The sequence below is a fragment of the Candidatus Firestonebacteria bacterium RIFOXYD2_FULL_39_29 genome, from assembly GCA_001778375.1.
Lineage (GTDB): Bacteria > Oederibacteriota > D2-FULL-39-29 > D2-FULL-39-29 > D2-FULL-39-29 > D2-FULL-39-29.
Window position 1 is genome coordinate 1 of record MFGV01000012.1, and the last position, 21,425, is coordinate 21,425.

Here is a 21,425-nt window from a genome sequence, read left to right on the forward strand (position 1 = left end):
CGGTTAAAAAACCGCTTCTTGGTTCCAGTTGTCAAAGAACGGTGTTTCTAGAAATAATTGCGACACAGTCTGAATTACTAAATTCTAAGCACTAAACAATACGCAAATCTTAAGCTTTAAACAAAATCATTGTATTTAAGTAATAATCTTCTTTTTTAGTTATTAGTTATTTAATCTTAGTAATTGTTGTCGAATTTAGTGCTTAGTACTTAATTAGTTATTTTTTTTACGATGGTAGTATCTGCCGTTCTTTTTGTTTTTTCAGTTTAATCTCATTTGTTCCATAGATCAACAGGGGCAGGCAAAGAAGTATAAAAACTGCATCACGTGCAATAGAAAACCCGCCTATAGGCTCATTTAGCCCAAATATTGTAAAACAACCGCATTCATGGACCAGTCCCCATATCAGATTAAGTACGATACCTATTATATATCCGATATTCAACCCTATCATGATTAAAGCACAAGACTGAGCAAAGATATTGGCTATCATGAATATTCCCGTAAAGAACTCCACCCACGGCAGAGTTACCGCAACCAACGGTATAAAAATACCGGGTATTAATTTATATTCTCTCAGTATCATTGAGAACATCGAAGGATTCATGATCTTGTCAACACTTGCCAATATAAAAATACCGCCCATAATAATTCTTAGAGCCAGTAATAATTTTTCATTTGAGAAAATGTTTTTACTCACCGGTAACCTCGCCTTTTTTTACTTTCATACCTTCAATAGGATAACCCGCATTATTCCATTCATCCCAACCGGCAGCGAATACTTTAACATTATTAAATCCGCGTTCTTTAAGATTAGCCGCCACCATATCGCTTAGATGACAGGTAAGACTGCTGCAATATATAACATAAAAATCATCTTTATTTAGCTTATCCTTTATAACGTCATATTGAACGTTAAACCTGCTGGCCGAGAGAGATACGGCACCTTTAATATGCCGCTCAATATATACATATTCCGGCCGGGCATCTACAAATACTGCCTTACCTGAATCAAAATATTTTTTGGCTTTTTCCAAATCAATTTTTTTATCATCAACAACAGCAGCTTCCTGCGTTACGACCTTTTTCTCTTCAACTGCAGGAGGTTTAACTTCAGGAGTAGCAGATTTTTTTATTTCTTTCACCTCGGCGACAGGATGCTGGGCTTGTTGCACCGGAGCGGTATTCTTGTTTTCCGGTTTTTTCGCTGGAAGAGTTCTTTCAGAAGCAATCTGTCCCTGCTTTTTTGTTTCATGTGGTATGGGCTTTACGGTTTCAATTTTTTTCAGCTCTTTCTTTGGAAGAAGAGAGAGACTGTTTGGATTAACGATATTAAACATAAGCCCAAAAAATCCCGCAAAAATGCAGATAACAGCAGACATAAATATTACACTGACTATTTTTTCAAATTTCATACTATATTTTAGCTATATCGGCATCCAAATACAAGCCTAAAAATGGAAGCTCAGATGTTCGGAGGCGCGGAGGCACAGTGAAAACAGATGTGCGATATATGAAATGATTCTAGAACTAGAGGTTTTTCCCGAGCATCCGCGCATCTATCTCACTCACTTTTTAATGCTTCCAGCAAGCTGCCTCTGATTGAAAAATATGCTGCAATTGAACAGGAAATCAGGCCTAAAAGAAGCATTCCGAGGAGAGTTGTAACCGGTAATGTAAAATCTAAACGATTATGCATCTTTATTATATATGGAAGAGATATCACAAGAGAAGCAATAAAACCTACTCCGAGACCGGTTATCAGTAATATGCCGTTTTCAAATATAACCTGCCTTACAAGGCGGCTCTTTTTAAAACCAACGGCAAATTGCAAAGAAAATTCCTGCTTTCTTTCATATACATTCTGAAGAAGTACCGCAATTATACCGAAAGTGCCGAGAAGAAATCCGAGACCGCCCAGAATTTGAAAAGTGAAAAGATATGTATTTTGAACATTCGCAAAGGCAGACAGAAGTTCGGAGGTTTTCATGACGGTATAACCGGCCCCGCCCAGCTCTTTCTGAAGCTCTGAAAGAACCTCGTCTTCCTTTCCTTCGCCTGTCCTTATTAAAAAATAATTACACCCGCCGGTACTGCCGTACATTTTAATAAAATTCTCTTCCGACACCAAAAGAACTCCGGCGAATATACTTCCGGACAATGCGCCGTTCACTTTTACTTTATTTTCACCATCAACAAGAAGTTCATCACCTATTTTTTTATGCAATATCCATTCAAGACTGTTCGCATCGGCATAGACAGGAAAGGCGCCATTATTATCCCGCCCCTTTAGTCCTGCCCAGGGAGTTTCTCCGGGTTTTATCTTTCCATAAGAGGAAAAGATAAATCCTTGTTCATTTAATATTTTTTCCGGAAGGCCCAGCACTCCGGGTTGCCCCGGTTGATTTATATTCAGACAGCTGATATCATCCCCTTCTCTGCTCTGACGGCAGCCTACAAACGCTGCATCATTCCAAATTGGAGAGTTAAAAGAGGAAAAGCCGTTCTTTTTTCTTCCCTCCGGAGTGTTAAGATCTCCAAACATTGATACAGAAGATCTGGCAAGTAAATTATACCCGCCGGCTCCGGAACTCTTATCCAGTGTTTTAAAATTAAAAGTTTGAGGCCTGTTAACAGCCGTGATAATTATAATAAAAGCGGCGGCGGCAAAAAGACCGGCAGTAAGGAAACTTCTCTTTCCTGAATACAGTATCGACCTTAAAGCAAGGGTAATATAACTATTTACTTCCGTCCCGGAGACAATTCTTTTAGACTTAATTACTTTTTTTGCCAGCAATGCTTTGATATTTGCCTTTTTAAACAATACAACTCCCCACAGAATAGAAAACAGGGATAACGCAGAACCCAAGACTATTCCTGATATGATATCGCTTCTTTCAAGGTAAAGTTTAAAGCTATAACTCTCTCCGAGTAATGGCTTAAGAAAACTCAATACAAAACCTGCATAATATACACTAAGGGGCAGTGAAAACGCGCATCCTAACAGGACAATAAGGATTCCTTCTATTATATAGACAGCAAAAAGGGTCTTTGGAGCAAATCCCGAAGCCAGTAGGATTCCGGCTTCAGCGCCCCTTTTCTCCAGGAAGAGCCGGAACAAGAATGCAGTCAGACCTAAGGCTGAAAGGACAATTATAAAACTTAGGGAGACAAAAAGCATTGAGTAATCGGTAGAGCCTTCCGCGGCTTTCAAAGCCTCTTCTTTCAAGGATATAACTCTGATACCTGCATCCGTATAATTATAATTCTTCAGGAAGTTTCTTTTAAAAACTTCAATATCCCTCTCTTTAGTAAAAGTTACTTTACTGGAAGTCACCCCGGAATACTGCGGCGGCCAGAAGGATCGTGCCATTTCGAGTGAAACCAGAGCCTTGGGAGCGGTTTTATATTTATCCCAGTAAAGTTCATCTTTATTGCGGATCTTGTTCATATCAACAGGAAACGGGGATTTCCAATCAGCGATATTCCGGGAGTCGCTGACTCCTTCTAAAAAAGGAGCCCTAACAAGTTTTGCCATTTCTTCCGTTTTTAAGATCTCTTTAACAGTGGATACTTTATACTTTGTAATATACTCTCCGCCGGAGGTGATCTCAAAATACTCTGCCTTTAAAGTATCACCTTTCTTTGAGCCGGTATCTTCAGCCATCCAGTCACTCAAAACTATTTCATCATTACCAATACCTGTTAAACCTCCCACCACAGAATAAGGAGAGGTTCCATTAACATTATTTAGTATATAGAAGGAGACCGGAGAGAAATCTGCTTTTACTTGAGATGCAGTCTGACGCACCGCTTCAAGCGCTCCGGAGGTTAGTATAAGGTTGTCACTTTCAAGAAGAATGTTTTTCCCCGTAATGCTTAGTTTTATACCCAGATCAGAGAACGTCACAGCTTCTTTCAGCCGTTCTTCCCAGTATAACGCATAACCGGATTTGAGAAGCAATACGGTATTTATTAAATCATTTTTTTTCAGCTCTCTCTGAAGAAACTCCAAAGAGATGTAGATATTCCGGGGTTTAATAGTTTCATTTTTTAAATTAAAAATATCAGCCCTGGGATACTGTACCGTTCCAAGCACTTTCACAGAAAAAGACTGGATATTATCGGAAAGTTCCTTTTGTCCGAAAAGAGTCTCCACAGGCGCCGGCCCGGTTTTTCTTGTCTTTACGACGAGGAAATCGCCTGATTTAACCTTGAGTTCCCTCTGCAATACTTCACTAAGATAAACCTCCCTCCCTGATAGGGGATTAACTTCCGAGCCTATTCCGTATTTAAACCCGTTGCCCGTAATGCCGATAAGGTTAATTTCAGGTATTACCGCACCGTTTACCGGTTCAGTTACGGAAGCGGAAAGTATTAAGGCAGGCTGGGTAATAGTTTCATTTCCTGGGTCTTTTCTGAGCGAATACGCCAGATCTTTTGTAAAATACCCGTTTGATCGGACAACAGCTTCTACATTACCAAGACGCCCTATAGCAATATCTCTTAAATTGTTTTTAACGGACTTGCCAACCAAAAGAGAACCCGTAAGCGCTGCAATAGCAACAGCTGTCCCGAGAGAAATTACCAGGGCTGTCTTCCAATAATATCTCAGGCTTTGAAATGCAACTTTAAGAATACTCAATTTTTAACCTTTCTCAACAAACCGTTATCCAGATGGTAAATGCTTTCAAATTTTTCCGCAAGTTCTTGATTATGGGTCACCATTACCACAATAACCTTTTCCATCTTAGCCAATTTTAAAAATATATCAACTACTTTTTTTCCGTTGGCCGCATCCAGATTACCGGTAGGCTCATCACAGAGCAGAAGTTTCGGAGAATTTAGCATAGCTCTGGCAATTGCCACCCTTTGCTTTTCCCCTCCGGAAAGCCCGGAAGGAAATGAACCCGCTTTATCTTTTAAACCAAGCTTAGAAAGAAGTTCAACCCCTCGTGCTTTAAGCTCCCTTCCCTTTCCCTCCGGTATAGCCGGCAGTAAAACATTTTCAAGCGCGGTGCACTGCGGCAAAAGAAAATGCTCCTGAAAGATGAAACCTACAGATCTATTACGATAAGCGTATAACTCGGCCCCTTTCAAATTCAAAACATTTACACCGTCAAGAATGATCTCACCACTATCAGGATCCTCGATTCGTCCGATTATACTTAAAAGCGTGCTCTTCCCCGACCCCGAAGGTCCGGTAACTGCAAGAGTCTCTTCCGGCAGAGCATCAAATGAAATTTTCTTAAGTACCTTCAACTCCCCCGCCGCATTTTTGTAATTTTTACATATTCCTTTAACCTGCAAGCCACTCTTTTTTATCAACATAATTTATTACCTCCAAATACCCATTGTATATCATTATACAATAATACCTTCCCTTTTGGTACATTTCAGAAGTTCGTCTGTCCCCGTGTGACAGTCACACCGTGACTGTCACACTTTTGAGTATTATTGAAATTACAGTCAAAATAGTGGTATTATTGTCCTGCTCTACTAAAATAGGAGGCTTCATATGATAAGATTCACTTTGGTTTTGCTAATATCAGTGTTTTTCAATGCCCTTTCTTATGCTGAAACACCGTCCTGGCCGACATTCCAGGGGGTAAATCAAAAGAGTATCTGCCCGGAAACGGGACTGCTTAAAAGCTGGCCAAATGGCGGATTGGAACTGCTCTGGAAATTTGAGGACTGCGGGAAAGGTTATGCTTCCGTTACGATTTCCGACGGGATGATATTTACTGCGGGGGATATTTCAGGGGAAAACACGGTAATGGCGCTTGATATGGAAGGAAAACTTCTCTGGAAGCAAGCCACAGGTAAAGCCTGGAAAGCGGATTATCCCGGAACAAGAGGGACTCCTACCTATGATGATGGTATGACTTACCATCTTAGCGGAGCAGGAATGCTGGCGGCGCTAAATGCTAAAACAGGAAAACCTGTATGGTCTTTGGATCTTGTTAAAGAGTGCGGGGGCACCATCGGCAGCTGGGGACTTGCGGAATCCCTTCTTATAGACGGAAATAATATTCTCTGCATGCCGGGCGGGAAGGAAGCTATTGTCCTCGCTTTAGACAAAAAAACCGGAAAAAAGAAATGGGCCACAACCGGACTGGAAGACACTCCTTCCTACTGTACGCCGACTATAGTAAAAGTAGGAGCAGTAAGACAGCTCCTCACCATGAGCGCAAAATACGCTCTCGGAATAAATGCTGATACGGGAAAACTAATCTGGAAATTTTTCTACGAAACCGGATGCGATGTCCATGCTACCACTCCGCTTTATAAAAACGGTTCTATTTTCATTACCAGCAATTACGGCAAGGATTCCAAACTCCTGAAGCTTTCTAAAGACGGTACTTCCGTAAAAGAAGTCTGGTCAACTCATGCTATGGAAAACCATCACGGAGGAGTGGTCTTAATTGACGGTTATATTTACGGGGCCGGAGCCAACGTATGGTCCTGTATAAATTTTGAAAACGGGAAAACCTCCTGGAAAGTTAGAGAAGGCAAAGGTTCAATTCTTTACGCGGATAAAATGCTTTACCTGCTTAATGAGAGCGGAAAACTGGTACTTATCGAGGCAACGCCCAAAGCATACAAAGAGATCAGCTCTTTTGAACTCCCGAAAGCAAGTAAAGACACCTTTTGGGCGCACCCTGTTATCTGTGACGGAAAACTTTATATCAGACATGCGAATATGCTTTATACTTATGATGTAAAAGGGAAATAGGAAAAGCATAAAACTCTAAACTCGAAATTCGAAACAAATTCGAAAAAGAACAAAAAAAGAAGCAAAAATTAAATATTTCTGTTTCATTCTTTCAGCTTTTTCGGGTTTCAAAGGGAGGCTTTAAATGGTAAAAAGTATTTTGACTACAGCGCTATTTTCAACTGTACTGCTCTTTTCGGTTTGCGGGGCGGAAACGGCTTTTTGGCCGGCGTTCAACGGCACAAATCACGATAACATATCAGCTGACAAAGGTCTGCTAAAAATCTGGCCGCCGGAAGGCCCAAAACTTCTCTGGAAATTTGACAAGTGCGGAAAGGGATATGCTACCGTTATGGTTGTAGATAACCTAATTTATACGGCAGGTGACTCAAAAAGTAAGACTTTTATTACAGCTTTTGAGATGAACGGCAAAATGTTATGGCAGGTCGAAAATGGAAAGGCCTGGACAGGGGCTTACCCCGGAACAAGAAGTACTCCCGTTTACAGTGACGGAATGATTTATCAGATAAGCGGCGGCGGACGGCTCGGGGCTTTTGATGCAAAGACAGGAAAAGAAGAATGGAGTTTTAACTTTAAAGATGAAGAAGTGGGAGGTTCCTCAGGTAACTGGGGTTTTGCCGAATCAGTCACAATAGACGGCGACAACTTAATATGCATGCCGGGAGGTTCTAAAGTACTTTGTGTCGCGCTTAACAAAAAAACAGGAAAACAAGTTTGGGCTACCGAAAGTATTAAAGATAATGCCTCTTATTGTTCGGGAATAATAGTAACTCATAAAGGTAAAAACGTACTTTTGACGATGAGCGCAAAATACGCTGTCGGAATAGACCCTAAAAACGGCAAACTCATCTGGAAATTCCCTTACTCCACTCCCTATGATGTGCACGCAACAACTCCGGTTTACAAAGACGGTTTTGTCTATATCACAAGCGGTTATGGCACTGAGGACAAAGCGCTAAAAATCAGCGATTCAGGAGATTCAGTTGAGGAAGCCTGGTCCGGAAAAAACATAGACAACCATCACGGCGGTGTTGTGATGCTGGACGGTTATATTTACGGCGCCGGGGATAAATACCGGGGCTGGCATTGTATAGACATTAAAACCGGCAAAGAGTTATGGAAGGCAAACGGTGTCGGTAAAGGCTCTGTAACCTACGCAGACGGTATGCTCTACTGCTACAGCGAAAAAGGCCAGGTAGCTCTTATCGAAGCCTCCACAAAAGGCTATAAAGAGACAGGGAACTTCAAACTCGAAAGCGAAGGCAGTGACCCTTTCTGGAACCACCCCGTAGTCACCGGAGGAAGGCTGTACCTGAGACACGAAAACGATCTCTTTGTTTATGAGGTAAAGAACAAATAAAAAACGTCCATAAAAGTCTATAAATGTCTGTAACGTCTATAAAAGTAAAAGGCGGGATAATCTCCCGCCTTTTTTATTATTATAATGTGAGTAACGTGGAACGCGAGTAAAATTATTCAAACAACCTTAATCAATCATCCCTCAAGATTTTAGACCTTATGAACCTTATAAACATTACAAACTTTATGAACTATATTTTTACTGCACTATCTTACTAAAATCCCCCATCTTCTTGAACATGAAATTGAGGTGCGTCAGCAGAGTTATCCTGTTATTTTTAACGGCATTATCTTTATCCATTACCATTACTTTTTCAAAGAAGGCATCAATATAGGGCATGAGTTCTTTTAAGACCTTGAACGCGGATACATAATCGCTATTTTCTATCATTTTAATAAAATCAAGTTTCCTTTTTTCTATTTTACCATGAAGATCCTTTTCCTCTTGCTCTTTAAAAAGGTGCGGGTTAGGCGCATCCGTCAAAGTCCCGTGCTCACCCCCCTTCTTGGAAATAATATTTATTACTCTGGAGAAGGTCGTTATTGCTTTATTAAAATCCGGCTCTTTCGAAAGATTGTTCAGCTCGGCTGCTTTTTTAAAAGTCAGAGTTACATTATCAAAATCAGAGGCCAGAACGGCATTTACCACATCATAACGGATTCCTTTATCAAGAAGGAGGTTTTCCATTCTTCCTTTCACAAACTCCATTATTTCATTAAGAACTTTTCCTTTCTGTACATTGATCTTGTCCGCGTAAGTATCCAGGGAAGCGTTGATCAACTCTTCAAGGTGCACCTCTATCTTTTTATTCAATATAATACTTACAACGCCAAGAGCATTTCTTCTAAGTCCGTACGGATCCTGCGAGCCGGAGGGAATAACGCCGATTGAAAAGCACCCGACGATAGTGTCTATTTTATCAAGAATGGCAAGTGCCATACCGGTTTCGGTCTTAGGAAGGCCATCTCCGAGAAACCGAGGGAGGTAGTGTTCTGAAATAGCCATGGCCACTTCTTTTTTTACCCCGTCAGCAAGCGCGTACTCCCTGCCCATCACACCCTGAAGCTCTGTAAACTCTCTGACCATACCTGTGTTAAGATCTATTTTTGAAAGTTCACAAGCTTTTTTAATATCATCATACTCGGACAATTTAAGGAGCTGCTTTGCTTCATTGGCAAGTTTGGCAAGTCTTTCTGTCTTGTCAAACATAGTACCCAGCTTATCCTGAAAAGAGACTGTTTTTAATTTAGGCAGCTTGCTTTCCAGTGTAGTTTTTCTGTCTTCGTTGAAGAAAAACTCTGCATCTTCAAATCTCGCCTTTAAAACCCTTGCATTACCGTCAATAATAACAGGAACCGCGGTATCTTTCCCGTTTTTCACGGCAATAAAGAACGGGAGGATCTTTTCTTTCTTTGAGCCCCTGACAGAAAAATACTTTTGTGTTTGCTCGATAACCTGGATCAATAGTTCTTCCGGCAAGGCAAGGTACTTTTCATCAAATCTCCCGAGCATTGCAGTCGGATACTCAACAGTATTTACATTTTCTTCCAGTATTACCGGTGAAATATTGGCAACTCCGCCCGCTTTTACGGCAAGAGCTTCCACCTGCTTTATAATCTCATTCTTTCTTTCTTCAAAATTCGCGATTACCGCTTTTTCACGCAGTACTGACAGATATTTAGAAGGTTCCATAACTACCGCGCTTTCCGGGCTCAATATTCTATGACCGTAAGTTTTATTGGATGATGTAACATCTGAGACGGTAAATTCTACCGTATCTTTCCCGAAAAGACAGAGCATTGAACGTATTGGTCTAGGAAAGCGGACTTCATCATGCCAGCGCATTGATTTAGGCCAATTAAGAGATAAAACAAGTTTCTTCATAAGTTCGGAAAGTACGGACTTAACTTCCTTACCTTTGATAAGTTTTTGAGCGCAGAGATATTCGCCTTTTGGCGTGGATTTTATTATAAGGTCCTTTACATCCATTCCATTTGTTTTAGCAAAGCCTAACCCCGCCTGCGTAGGTTTTCCCTCCGAATCAAAAGCCGCTTTTTTTGGCGGTCCCATAAGTTCAAGAGAGATATCCTCCTGTATTTCAGAAACACCGGTAACCAGAAGTGCAAAACGTCTCGGCGTAGAATAGCCGGTAACACCGCCCTCTATCTTTATCTTATTTTCCGAGAAAAGCTTGACAATATTATGCCCGAGCTGCTGCATAGCGGAAGCAATATAGCTTGCAGGTATCTCTTCCGTGCCTATTTCCAGTAATAGATCTTTACTCATCAGTTTCTCCGGTTTTCTTCAGATACCCTAAAGCGCATTTCCTTGCGATATTTCTTACCCGTCCAATATAATGCACTCTTTCCGTAACGCTTATGGCGCCCCGGGCATCCAGCAAGTTAAAAGTATGAGAACATTTTAATACATAGTCATACGCGGGTAAAGCGTAACCCAGTTTTAGAAGCGCTTTTGCCTCTTTTTCGTACATATCAAACAGCTGCGCCAGCATTCCGGTATCAGCCAGCTTAAAATTATAATTAGAGAATTCTACTTCCGACCTGTGAGCCACTTCGCCGTACGTCACACCTTTGTTCCACTCTATATCAAATATGGATTTTTTCTTCTGGATGAACATAGCAATACGTTCCAACCCGTAGGTGATCTCAGAAGAAATTGGTTTTAGATCAATACTTCCCATCTGCTGGAAATAAGTAAACTGGGTTATTTCTAAACCGTCCAGACGCACTTCCCACCCGAGTCCCCAGGCGCCGAGAGTCGGAGATTCCCAGTCATCTTCAAGGAAACGGATATCATGTTCATCCTTACTTATACCAAGTTCTTTCAAGCTGGCAAGATAGATATCCTGAATATCTTTGGGCGAGGGTTTTATTATGACCTGATACTGCTGAAAACATTGAAGGCGGTTCGGATTTTCCCCGTATCTTCCGTCAGTAGGACGCCTTGAGGGCTCCACATAAGAAACCTTAACGGGCTTTTCCCCGAGTACATTAAAAAAAGTAGCCGGATTAGAGGTTCCCGCCCCTTTTTCCATATCATAAGGCTGGACTATAACACAGCCGTAATCGGACCAGAATTTATTCAAATTAAATATAATCTCTTGAAAATACATGGTTTTACTCCAATACCGTTTTTTGTTAAACCGACAGCTAATCCGTACAGTAAGATTCTACTGATACAAGCTAAATTCGAAGCATTAAACTCGTCCGCTGAAAGCGAGATCTCGCCAAAGGCGGAAAACTCGAAACAAAACCGACAATAAACCATCTTCTTTGTTGTTTCTTTTTCCTTTTCGAATTTGTTTCGAATTTCGTATTTCTAATTTTTCACTTTGTACTTATCTTCCATACTTACTTAATATATATAACGCCTTTAAAATCTTTTATCAAACTTTCCCCGTTTTTCCCCTGCGCTACTTTTGCCACTCTGAAAATATAACTGGAATGGGGTTCCCAACCGTTTTTTGCTTCTATGTTTAATATATCATAATTGTCGGGGGAACTCCAAAGGAAAACAACTTCTGTTTTTGGTTCGATACTGACAAATTTTTCTGTTTCCTCATGATTCATTACCGTATTAAAAATAATTTTAATTCCGCTCTTTGGATCTACATTCATACTGCCTTCCCCGGGCTGCATATAGGAAACCCTGCAGGATTCGGTCTTAAATTTGAATTTATACGGCTCTTTTAGTTTTTTATCGTACAAATCCACAACACTGTCGGCTATATTAATAGTATATTCTGTACTTACATTAAAATACGGTTTATGCTTCATTATGCAATATTCAATATTAGTATCATCTATTTTCCATACCAGCTCCGCCGTAATATCAGGCTTCAATGAAATTGCTTTTTCCACCGTTTCTTTCTTCACATTACTGTTAAAAAAAACATAAGGAAATCCGCTGGTTAAAATATTTTTCTCTTCATCCTTGGGCCAGGTAGTCATAACTTTTAACGGTTCAGTAGTAAAATTTACAATTACATCCGCGCCAAGAGTTCCGCCTGTCCCTCCCTTTAGATCTTTTTTCAGAGTAACCGTAAAAGCAGTATCTGAGGGCAGGAATTTCTCTGCAGTAAAGCTTATCTGATTCTCCTTATTATCCTTTAACAGCAGCCGGCCCTTTAAACCGGGATATACTATGATATTTGAAGGAGTAACGCTATTTTTATCCACAGGGAAATTAAAATAAAATTCCAGAGATCTATTTGAAGGCGAATGGAGTTTTGAGTCAGCCGGAACCGACCCAATAAACTTCATTCCGCCGGTAGTAAAAGTAAATGGTTCCGCTTTTACAAGTTTTTTGCCGTCTATAGCAACGGCGCCTTCTTTAAAACTCACTTTATATTGCGTATTCGGTTTTATCGGATTTTCTTCTGCCAGGGTATCGCATTTGACAATAAGACGCCGGGAGCCGACCCAGGAAACCGAGAACCTGACAACCGGAGTAATTATCACAGCTTTTTCAACACTATCTTTATCCATAGGTTTTGAGAAATCGAAAGCCATAAACATATTTGTATTACCTGCCTCAAGTTCGCTTATACCGAAAGTATTCGGGATCTGCACATCAAGAGCTCCTCTTTCCGGTTTACTCCTTGTAATTCTGGGATAAGCTGTATCAAAGTCAGGCTTAAGTATAATATCGCCAAGCTTTTGATTTTTATTTTTTTCTACTTTCACCCCTTCTTTCGCCACAGGATAATACTCTTCTGCTTTAGCAAGCAGCTTGTAACTCCCTACCGGTACCATCATAAAACTAAACTCACCTTTTTCATTGGTCTTAACCGCTATTTCTACTTTATCCTGCCGGATGATTACCGTTGAGCCCTCATGGTAATAGGATTCTTCCAGTAATGCCCGGCCGGAGATACTTCCTGTTTCGGACACAGAATAACTACCCTTAGTACCCGTTATATCAGCAGCACTGCCCTCAGGCACGCCGGATTTAACTTCAGTTTTTTCAAAAGTCCCTTTTTCAACAGATTGGGTTTTAATATCTTTTCTCTCAACTTTGCTGTCCGGATTAAATTTATTACTGCCAAATTGATTTTTATTTTCAGGATAATATATCTTTCTATCCTCATTTGTATTTCTAACCGGGGTTTCCAAAGAAGCGGAGCCGGAACTGTCCTCCGAAGTACTTTCCCCGCTTGACTCAGCCTTTTCTGAAGTGGATTTTGAGAAGATAACGAAATATGACCCTGTAATAATCACCGCAGCAACCGCTGCTATCAAAATGTAGTCTTTGATTGCCGCAAAAAAAACAGCTATGTTAAAACTATTATTTTTCAACCTTTAACCTTTTAAAAATTATTTTTTTATGATAACATATAACAAATTACAGTTATTGTACTAAATACTTCTTTTAAAGTAAAGGAGCTTTTATGAAAAAATTGATATTTCTAGTCATTCTAGGGGCCCTGATATATTCAGCTTATCTATACTTTGTTAAACACCAAAACCCTCTGACAGCTTTCGAAAAAAAAGGTACAGCAACAGAAACCGTAACAACTAAAACAAGCGAGACCAAGAATCACCTGATTTTCAACCTGGAGATCGGAAAATATGTCACCGTAAAATCAGCAATTATACCTGCCGGAGAAATCCGGCTGCTGGGAGTTGACGAAGCAAACCAATCATGCATGGTATCAATATATAAGAGTCCGGGAACGGTATCTAAAGGTATGGATCTCCGAAAAATAGTAAAAAATAAATGGACCCTTGAAGTCAGGCTCATAAGCGTTAAGGGTTCAAGCGCTATTTTATCAATAGCTCCCATTACCAACCCGGATGACGCACTGACTATAATAAACCCTTCCGAAACAAACTCCGGAAAATCAACGGGCACAGCTGCAGACGGGAAAGAATATATTATCAATTTAAAGTCAGGAAAACAGGTTTCTATAAAATGCAGAAATCTTTCCTATGGCTACATCGGACTTAATACTATAAATCATTCCAGGGACGAGTGCACTATTACAGTTTACGAAATCAAAGGAACGCTAAGCAAAAATGTTGATTTTAGAAAGCAGATCGGGACTGTAACTGTTAAAGTGCGGATCGTTTCATTACAGCAATCCGGCGTTACACTGGCCTTATCATTATCCGACTATTCTGACAGGTTTGAAGCCGGCAAATAGACGGAGTTCTCAAAGAAAAACCCGGAGAAAACTTTGTTTTACTTCGCTAACACAAAATCTACCTGCCGTTTATCAACATCAACGCGTTCAACTTTGACTTTTACTTTATCTCCCAGCCGGTATCTCTTTTTGTTATTTCGGCCAAACATTGCATACTGTTTTTCATCAAAAGTATAATAATCATCGGCCATACTGGAAACATGTACCAGTCCTTCAATATAAAGCACTGAAAGTTCCACGAAGATACCGTAGCTTTGTACGCCGGTAACAACCCCGTCAAGCACTCTACCGACATGGTTTTTAATAAGCTGGATTTTTTTCAGTTTTACTATCTCTTCTTCAACTTCCTCAGCAACCCGTTCCGTATCCGAACAATGTTTCGCAGTCTTTATGAGTTCACTTTGAGGATATTTGTTTCTATTATCCTTTTCCAGAAGTACTTTAAGCACGCGGTGGACCGCAAGGTCAGGATATCTTCTTATCGGCGAGGTAAAGTGACTGTAATACTTCTTTGCCAGAGCAAAATGTCCTCTTGCTTCCGTGGAATAAACAGCAAGTTTCATAGACCGGAGCGCCAGATTATTTATAACTTCTTCTTCCGGTGTACCCTTTACTCTCTTTAAGAGAGCCTGGATAAGTTTTGGATCGACATCTTCTTTCAACTTTAAGGGATACTTTAAGGAATTTACAAACCGTTCAAATTCAATCAAATCATCATAGTCAGGAATATCATGCACCCTGTATATTGAAGCAAGCCCCTGGCGGAAGATATGCGTGGCAACCACTTCATTGGTAAGCAGCATGAACTCTTCAATAAGCCGGTGAGCCCAGTTACGGATAATTTTTTCGACCCGGAGCGGCGCGTCATGGCTATCCAGAATAATTTTAGTCTCAGGAAGGTCAAAATCTATTGAACCGTCGTTAAATCTTTTTTTGTTCAGGATTTTTGCGAGCTTAAGCATGTTGTCAAGAGTGGAAGCAATGTCAGAATATTCCGCTCTCAGCTCTTTATCTTTATCCTCTACTATTTTTGAAACCTTCGTATAAGTCATCCTTCGTTTCGACCTGATGATACTCTTTACCAGTTCGTATCCTTTCAGCTCGCCCTTCGCATCCAGTTTCATTACAGCAGACATAGTAAGGCGGTCTACATCCGGTTTAAGCGAACACATTTCATTGGACAAGGCTTCAGGGAGCATAGGGATAACATGATTCGGGAAATAAATACTGTTTCCCCTCTCATACCCCTCGCTGTCAAGCGCTGAACCCGGTTTAACATAATAACTGACATCTGCAATATGCACGCCCAGATGATACTCTCCGTTTTTTTCTGTAAGTGAAACGGCATCATCGAAATCTTTTGCATCTTCACCGTCTATTGTAAAAACAATATCATCTCTAAAATCTTTCCTCTTCCAGATTTCTTCTTCCGGAATGGGCTGCGCAGAAGCCTTTGCTTCTGCTATTACCTCAGGAGTAAATTCAGTTCTTATATTATACTGCCTTATTATTGCTTTGAAATCAACTTCAGGGTCCAATTTGAATCCAAGGATCTCGGTAATCCTCCCTTCCGGGTTCTGTCCTTTATCCGGCCATTCCGTCACCTTTACAACTACCTTTTGCCCGCCCTTTGCTCCCTTTGAATCATTTTTGTGAATATAGATATTATGCCAGACCTTTTTATCATCAGGAACAACAAAACCAAAGTGCTTGCTCTCCTCATAAACCCCGACTATTTCATTGTTTGCCCTCTCAAGTACCCTGATTATCTCCCCTTCTTTCTTTTTCCCCCCGTCTTTACTTCCCGTGACACGAACAACCACTTTATCATTATGCATTGCTCCGTTCATCATAGGCGGAGGTATAAAAATATCCTGTTCAGCATCGGGAATAATAACAAACCCGAAACCGTTCCTGTGTCCGGAGAGTACTCCGACTTTAAGGTCCATGGCTTCCGCTAATCCAAATTTATCATGCGCCACCCGTACAATCGTACCGTCAGCTATTAGTTCGGAAAGAAACCTGTCCAGACGCTTTTTGTCCTTTTTGGAAATATTAAATTGCTTCATTATCTCCCTGAAGGGCGCCGGACCTTTTCTTCCGCTTGCAAGATATTTGAGGAATGTTTCTTTTGTTATCATCATAAGACTATTATAATAGAACTAAAGGAGGATATACAAGAGGTATAAAGGATCTTTGGAGGTGTTCTTGGAAATCTTTCGAAAATCGAAATTTGAGATTTGACCGCAATCGATACCGTCAGTACTTAATGTATACTTTTACTCCGTCGTGCTTTTTGACGAAGAACCGTTATATACCTCATAAAGACTTTTCGAAAATAGAAAATCGAGAATAGAACGCAATTGAGCATCTTTATCTATTGTCTATTTTCAATTGCTCAATTGCTCATAACGCGCTTACGAAGTGAATATAATATTCCCAATCGCGTCATACCCTGTGGGTATATTAAATTTGCTTTGGCAAATTTAATGCGGAAGGGGGGACTTGAACCCCCAATCCCGTGAAGGAACTAGAACCTGAATCTAGCGTGTCTGCCAATTCCACCACTTCCGCAGCAGTTAACTACTCTTTATTTCTGTTTCTGTCGATTCCGGCAGGCATACTCTGTTTCTGCCGCCTTCTTTTGCTTTGTAAAGCATCTCGTCCGCTTTCGCAATAAGTTCATTCAGCTTTTTTGCATCCACGGGGTAGCTTGCAACGCCTATACTTGAAGTAATCTTTATTTTACTGTCCCCGATATCAAAATCGCGCTTTTCAACGGCGGCTCTTATTCTTTCAGCGTAGACTCTGGCGCCTTCTCTTGATGTTTCAGTAGCTATTATAGCAAATTCTTCGCCGCCATACCTAGCAATAAGATCTGTAGAACGGCTTATTCCTTTAACAACCTGAACAAATTCTTTAAGTACTTTATCTCCCGCCTGATGACCATAGGTATCATTGACTTTCTTAAAAAAGTCCAGATCTATCATTAGAACAGATATTACGCCGCCATAACGCTGCACCCTTTTAACTTCTTCTTCCAGACGGAAAAGGAAATATCTTCGTAAATAAGACTTTGTAAGCCCGTCAGTAATAGAAAGTGTATGCAAATAAGAGTTCTCAATTGCCACGTTTGCCATACCTATAAGCGCCGACAAAAACTCCCAATCTTCTTCCTGATATTCTCTTTCATATTTGCAGGGCCCGATAATCATCAGACCATTAACTTTTTCTTTTGCAATTATCGGAGCAAGAATCTGACAATTTAATTTTCTGAGATTATCAAGATTTTTCTTATCGCTTTCACCCAGCGCTTTTTCCAGCTCCGGCATAAGCAGGATTTTTTTGTGTTCAGAAATATATTTGAACAACAGGTCAGAGGTGTCAAAAGAAATCTTCCCGGTATCATTTATCCCCGACGCTACGTTAAAGCTGAGTATTGCCTCTTCTTCACTGAGTAAAAGATAAAGAACCGAGCTTGAGGCATTAATATGTTCTTTACAGGTATAAAGAATAACACTTACAATATTCTTCATGTCCTGGCTGAAATTAAGCTCTTTTGACGCGTTTAGCAGGGTGGAAATATCCCTGACACGCCTTCGAAGTTTATTCTGTGTCTTATCAAGAATCTCAACAGTTTCATTAAAACTGTCAGCAAGTTCCCGTATTTCATCATTAGATTTAACAAGTATCTTCTGGTCAGGACCTCCCTGTCCGAACAATTTAACAGCCCGGGTCAGTTGTTCTATCGGTCTTACCATCATACTTATTGCAAAGAAAGAAACTAAAATCGTAATCCCTATTGCAAAAGCTGCGACTATAAGAATCATCCTGCTTACTTTGCCGACTGCTTTTTCCACTTCGTCTTTTGAATACCCCAGCCTTACAATACCAAGTTTTTTCCCGGAAACAATTATCGCCCTGGAAATATCCAGGACTCCAATACCGGTTTTGGCATCAATGGTATCCTGCTTGTAAAATTCGTTACCGGCTGTCATTGCACCAAGAGAGGCAGTATCATTAAGGCGGGTCCCTTTTATAATCTCCGCATTAGAATGCGCTATTATTTTATTTTCGTTGTCAACAACCATCGCATAGATAACTCCGGGATCGCTTTTACCCGCATTCTCAACATCTTCGGAAAGACGCAGTTCATCCCCGGTAAGTATAGCTTCTGAACCCGAGCGGAGCAGATTCCTTGTAATAGCCGCCGCTTTCTTTTCAATTTCGTTTTCAAGAGGTTTTTTAAGTTGGTCTATGATTATAAAACTTACCGCAATAAGTACTGCGGATATAATCAAAAACACCATCAAAGCCATTTTTACTTTTATCGATATTCTCATCACTTTGAAGGTCTGCATCTCCTTAAATTTACAAGATTTAATGGCATGTTAATATTGTCTATTTTCTATTGATCTATTGTTCAATTGCTCTATTATTTGCTTTGCAAATAATATGGGGCGAGTGACGGGATTTGAACCCGCGGCATCCAGATCCACAATCTGACGCTCTAACCAACTGAGCTACACCCGCCGCCTTTATATCAGACAAGTATTTTATTATAAAAAGCCCTTAAAATCAATCATTTTCATTTATTCTGAGGAATTTCAGACAAGAGAGGCTTAAATCTATGCTCATTTTCTAAAAAGCAGCAGGTAAATACAATTCTCATTAAAAAGAAAGTGAATGATTAAACAGATTCCGGATCCGAAAACACGGTATAATTCATATTTTCTTACGCCTGCCTTTTGAATCCACAAAATATCCTTTTAATTCACACGGATAATCCACATCGTATGAAAGTTTTCCCTGTTTATCTCTTTTCCATTCCGCTTTTATGTCACCGAATGATGTAGGAATAACACCTTTTGCCCATTTAATATTTAAATCTTCACAGGGCTTGAATTCAAATGTTTTCCAATTTGCGCCCGTTGCCTTTAATCCAAGCACATTCCTTGAAAGAAGCGCCACCGGGTGAGCGCTCCACGCATGGCAGACCGACCAGGCACCGTCTAAAGCTCCCCATGTTTCCCAGAAAGTTGTAGCTTCTTTTTTTATCATTTTGCCCCAACCTTCCTTAATTCTTTTTAAAGCCAGTTCCCTTTCACCGAGCTTAAACAAAGCTTCAAGAACATAGTAGGCAAAATAACTGCTTGCTCTGGGATTCTTATAGGTAGATTCCTTATAAAAAGAATCTTTTAATATCTTTTTACCGCCGCTACCCACAGGTAAATCCGCCAAAACCACTAAAGCATTTGCATGCTGGCTCAACTGGCTTAATTTGCCGGTTTTAGGATCATAGGATTCGTACCAGCAGCCTGATTTCCTGTCGTAGAATGTTTTTAACAGTGCTTTTTTAAGTTTTATCTCGAGTTTTCTGTAATGACTTCCGTTTTGTTTCAGTAATTTGCATATTCTCTGCATGCACTGCAAACCCAAAAGATACCATAAATTAAAACTTGCGGTAATCCCTGTTTTATCAATTGTTGACCAGTCCAAAAACAGCCATAACCCTTCGGGATTTCCAAGCAAATTTTTTTCGCCTGCGAATTTTTCAAACCAGGTTAGATTTGATTTTGCGGCCGGAAAAATCTCCTCAAGTATGGAAATATCTCCCGTATAAAAATAGTATCTTTCAGCTGCAAGAAGCCATGTAAAATTATAATCGGGTAATATACAGGAATGCGCCTCAGTCGGAAAAACTCCGAATAAGAGCTTATTCGGCAGTTGACTTTGAGCACCCTGCCTTATTAACCTTTTAGCAAGGAATTTATCGCCAAATGCATGAAAATTAACATCTTCTTCGACTAAAGCATCTCCCATCCATTGCCCCTGTTCCCGGTCAGGACAATCCACGTAAGAATCAAGCATACAGCAGCGCATGGTCCATCTTCCGACATCCCATATTTTATTTAATTCTTTATCCGAGCACTCAAATTTCCCTTTAAAATCAACAGGATAAGCCACAAAGTTATGATAGATCTTTTTTATAATAAGAGGCTTGACCACATTTCTGAAAACTAAAAGCAGATAGCGGTATCCCTTAAAATGGAACGGTTCAAACTCCTGCTCCCCTTTCCTGCAAACATACCTGTCTATAAGCGCAATCTCACAGTAATCTTTCGGTTTAAACATAAAATTTATATCGTCAGGAGACCTCATAGTATAAAAAAGATCGACAACCTCTCCACCCGCCAAAGATTCTATAGCGATGTTCGGACACCCGACAGAAGTTCTGCCTGTATCCAGCAATACCGCCAGGAATTTATCTTTGCCTGAGGGTTTTACTGTGAATGATTCAACACCGTCAATGGTTTTCGTTACTTTTATCGGGTTATTAGGGGAAGAAGCCGGAATATGATTTCTTTTTTCTTCATATAGTATTTCTCTAAGCCGGCTGTTATTTTTCCAGTCAGCATGATTTTTACCTGAATAAAACCTTACTGCGTCAATAAATTTATTTTTTTCTTCACTTAATAAAGGAGTTCCTCTTTCTTCCATATTGTACCAGGGAGAGCCTCCCGGTTTAACCATCTCCACCGCACAAAACCATTTACTGTCGTCAAAATCTATTTCTGTCCATCCTTTCTCATCTTTTTTTGCATCAAAAACCTCCTGAAAGAACAAAGCCATTCCATACCGGCTGGTTTCAGGAACCCTGGAGGAATCAGAAATTGCTTTCCAGGTACTGTTGGTATCCAATCTGACCGGTGCGGCGTTTTCCAAGGTCACTTCCCCGTCAAGAATAATTCCGGCTCTGTTTCTCCAAACGTTAGAAGAAGTGGAAACTCCGCAGGAATAATGAAGAACTGCCAGGACGTTTTTTCCGGGCTTCAGATATTTTTTTATATCTACAACATCATACGGCTGAACCCAGGGATAACCCTTGGCAGGACCGCGGCAAACATATACCCCGTTAACCCATAATTTATATCTCGTATCCGCAGATATCCTGATTGTTGCAGAGTTAATATTATTTCCAGGCAGGTTGAAGCTCTTTCTAAACCTGTAATAAAGATTTATGAAATAAAAACCGTTGCCAAGCGTAACCCACTTCGCTTTCCAGTTATCCAAAGCTTCATATTTATATCCTAATTTTAATTTGGACATGTTTAATTATATCATTATCTGCTCAAATATTCCGCAAGATAAATACATCTTTA

13 protein-coding genes and 2 tRNA genes are annotated in these 21,425 nt (G+C 40.3%); 3 read left to right on the forward strand and 12 right to left on the reverse strand.

What is annotated here, in order from left to right:
• Positions 1 to 226: 226 nt before the first annotated feature.
• The 4 genes from A2536_00005 to A2536_00020 form a co-directional block, all read right to left on the reverse strand.
• Positions 227 to 700, reverse strand: coding sequence for a hypothetical protein (locus A2536_00005; GenBank protein OGF47909.1), 474 nt, complete (start codon positions 698 to 700; stop codon positions 227 to 229).
• Positions 693 to 1,415 (reverse strand): hypothetical protein, encoded by a 723-nt coding sequence (locus tag A2536_00010; GenBank protein ID OGF47910.1) that lies wholly within the window; start codon positions 1,413 to 1,415, stop codon positions 693 to 695. Before A2536_00010 ends, A2536_00005 begins: the two co-directional genes overlap by 8 nt.
• Positions 1,416 to 1,564: 149 nt before the next feature.
• Positions 1,565 to 4,645, reverse strand: coding sequence for a hypothetical protein (locus tag A2536_00015; protein OGF47911.1), 3,081 nt, complete (start codon positions 4,643 to 4,645; stop codon positions 1,565 to 1,567).
• Complete coding sequence (locus A2536_00020) at positions 4,642 to 5,331, reverse strand: hypothetical protein (protein OGF47912.1); 690 nt, start codon at positions 5,329 to 5,331, stop codon at positions 4,642 to 4,644. Before A2536_00020 ends, A2536_00015 begins: the two co-directional genes overlap by 4 nt.
• Before the next feature lie 187 nt (positions 5,332 to 5,518).
• On the opposite strand from A2536_00020, the gene A2536_00025 reads away from it, so the two are divergent.
• On the forward strand, positions 5,519 to 6,736 hold the full coding sequence (locus A2536_00025; protein ID OGF47913.1) for a hypothetical protein: 1,218 nt from the start codon (positions 5,519 to 5,521) through the stop codon (positions 6,734 to 6,736).
• A gap of 124 nt (positions 6,737 to 6,860) precedes the next feature.
• Entirely contained in the window at positions 6,861 to 8,096 is a 1,236-nt protein-coding gene (locus A2536_00030) for a hypothetical protein (protein OGF47914.1), read from the forward strand.
• A gap of 198 nt (positions 8,097 to 8,294) precedes the next feature.
• Here the strand turns inward: A2536_00030 and A2536_00035 are convergent, their stop codons facing one another.
• The 3 genes from A2536_00035 to A2536_00045 all read right to left on the reverse strand — a co-directional run bounded on the left by A2536_00035 (position 8,295) and on the right by A2536_00045 (position 13,414).
• Positions 8,295 to 10,382, reverse strand: coding sequence for a glycine--tRNA ligase subunit beta (locus A2536_00035; GenBank protein ID OGF47915.1), 2,088 nt, complete (start codon positions 10,380 to 10,382; stop codon positions 8,295 to 8,297).
• Positions 10,375 to 11,229 (reverse strand): glycine--tRNA ligase subunit alpha, encoded by an 855-nt coding sequence (locus tag A2536_00040; protein ID OGF47916.1) that lies wholly within the window; start codon positions 11,227 to 11,229, stop codon positions 10,375 to 10,377. Before A2536_00040 ends, A2536_00035 begins: the two co-directional genes overlap by 8 nt.
• Before the next feature lie 238 nt (positions 11,230 to 11,467).
• Complete coding sequence (locus A2536_00045; protein ID OGF47917.1) at positions 11,468 to 13,414, reverse strand: hypothetical protein; 1,947 nt, start codon at positions 13,412 to 13,414, stop codon at positions 11,468 to 11,470.
• A 92-nt stretch (positions 13,415 to 13,506) separates the two neighbouring features.
• Here A2536_00045 and A2536_00050 point away from each other — a divergent pair, with 92 nt between their 5' ends.
• Positions 13,507 to 14,262, forward strand: a complete 756-nt coding sequence (locus A2536_00050) for a hypothetical protein (protein OGF47918.1) — start codon at positions 13,507 to 13,509, stop codon at positions 14,260 to 14,262.
• 38 nt (positions 14,263 to 14,300) lie between these two features.
• On the opposite strand, the gene A2536_00055 is transcribed toward A2536_00050, so the two are convergent.
• From A2536_00055 to A2536_00075, 5 genes are all read right to left on the reverse strand, one after another.
• Positions 14,301 to 16,403, reverse strand: a complete 2,103-nt coding sequence (locus tag A2536_00055) for a ribonuclease R (protein OGF47919.1) — start codon at positions 16,401 to 16,403, stop codon at positions 14,301 to 14,303.
• Between the two features lie 349 nt (positions 16,404 to 16,752).
• Positions 16,753 to 16,836 (reverse strand) — tRNA-Leu (locus tag A2536_00060).
• Positions 16,837 to 16,841: 5 nt separating this feature from the next.
• Positions 16,842 to 18,605, reverse strand: a complete 1,764-nt coding sequence (locus A2536_00065; GenBank protein OGF47920.1) for a hypothetical protein — start codon at positions 18,603 to 18,605, stop codon at positions 16,842 to 16,844.
• Between the two features lie 113 nt (positions 18,606 to 18,718).
• Positions 18,719 to 18,795 (reverse strand) — tRNA-His (locus A2536_00070).
• 192 nt (positions 18,796 to 18,987) lie between these two features.
• The gene (locus A2536_00075) at positions 18,988 to 21,372 is read right to left on the reverse strand and encodes a hypothetical protein (GenBank protein ID OGF47921.1); all 2,385 of its coding nucleotides are present in this window, start codon (positions 21,370 to 21,372) and stop codon (positions 18,988 to 18,990) included.
• Positions 21,373 to 21,425: the final 53 nt, after the last annotated feature.

Coding starts and splice junctions, on each gene's coding strand:
- A2536_00065 (OGF47920.1), bottom strand. CDS start 18,605: ATGAGAATATCGATAAAAGTAAAAATGGCTTTGATGGTGTTTTTGATT.
- A2536_00050 (OGF47918.1), top strand. CDS start 13,507: ATGAAAAAATTGATATTTCTAGTCATTCTAGGGGCCCTGATATATTCA.
- A2536_00030 (OGF47914.1), top strand. CDS start 6,861: ATGGTAAAAAGTATTTTGACTACAGCGCTATTTTCAACTGTACTGCTC.
- A2536_00075 (OGF47921.1), bottom strand. CDS start 21,372: ATGTCCAAATTAAAATTAGGATATAAATATGAAGCTTTGGATAACTGG.
- A2536_00025 (OGF47913.1), top strand. CDS start 5,519: ATGATAAGATTCACTTTGGTTTTGCTAATATCAGTGTTTTTCAATGCC.
- A2536_00055 (OGF47919.1), bottom strand. CDS start 16,403: ATGATAACAAAAGAAACATTCCTCAAATATCTTGCAAGCGGAAGAAAA.
- A2536_00035 (OGF47915.1), bottom strand. CDS start 10,382: ATGAGTAAAGATCTATTACTGGAAATAGGCACGGAAGAGATACCTGCA.
- A2536_00010 (OGF47910.1), bottom strand. CDS start 1,415: ATGAAATTTGAAAAAATAGTCAGTGTAATATTTATGTCTGCTGTTATC.
- A2536_00040 (OGF47916.1), bottom strand. CDS start 11,229: ATGTATTTTCAAGAGATTATATTTAATTTGAATAAATTCTGGTCCGAT.
- A2536_00020 (OGF47912.1), bottom strand. CDS start 5,331: ATGTTGATAAAAAAGAGTGGCTTGCAGGTTAAAGGAATATGTAAAAAT.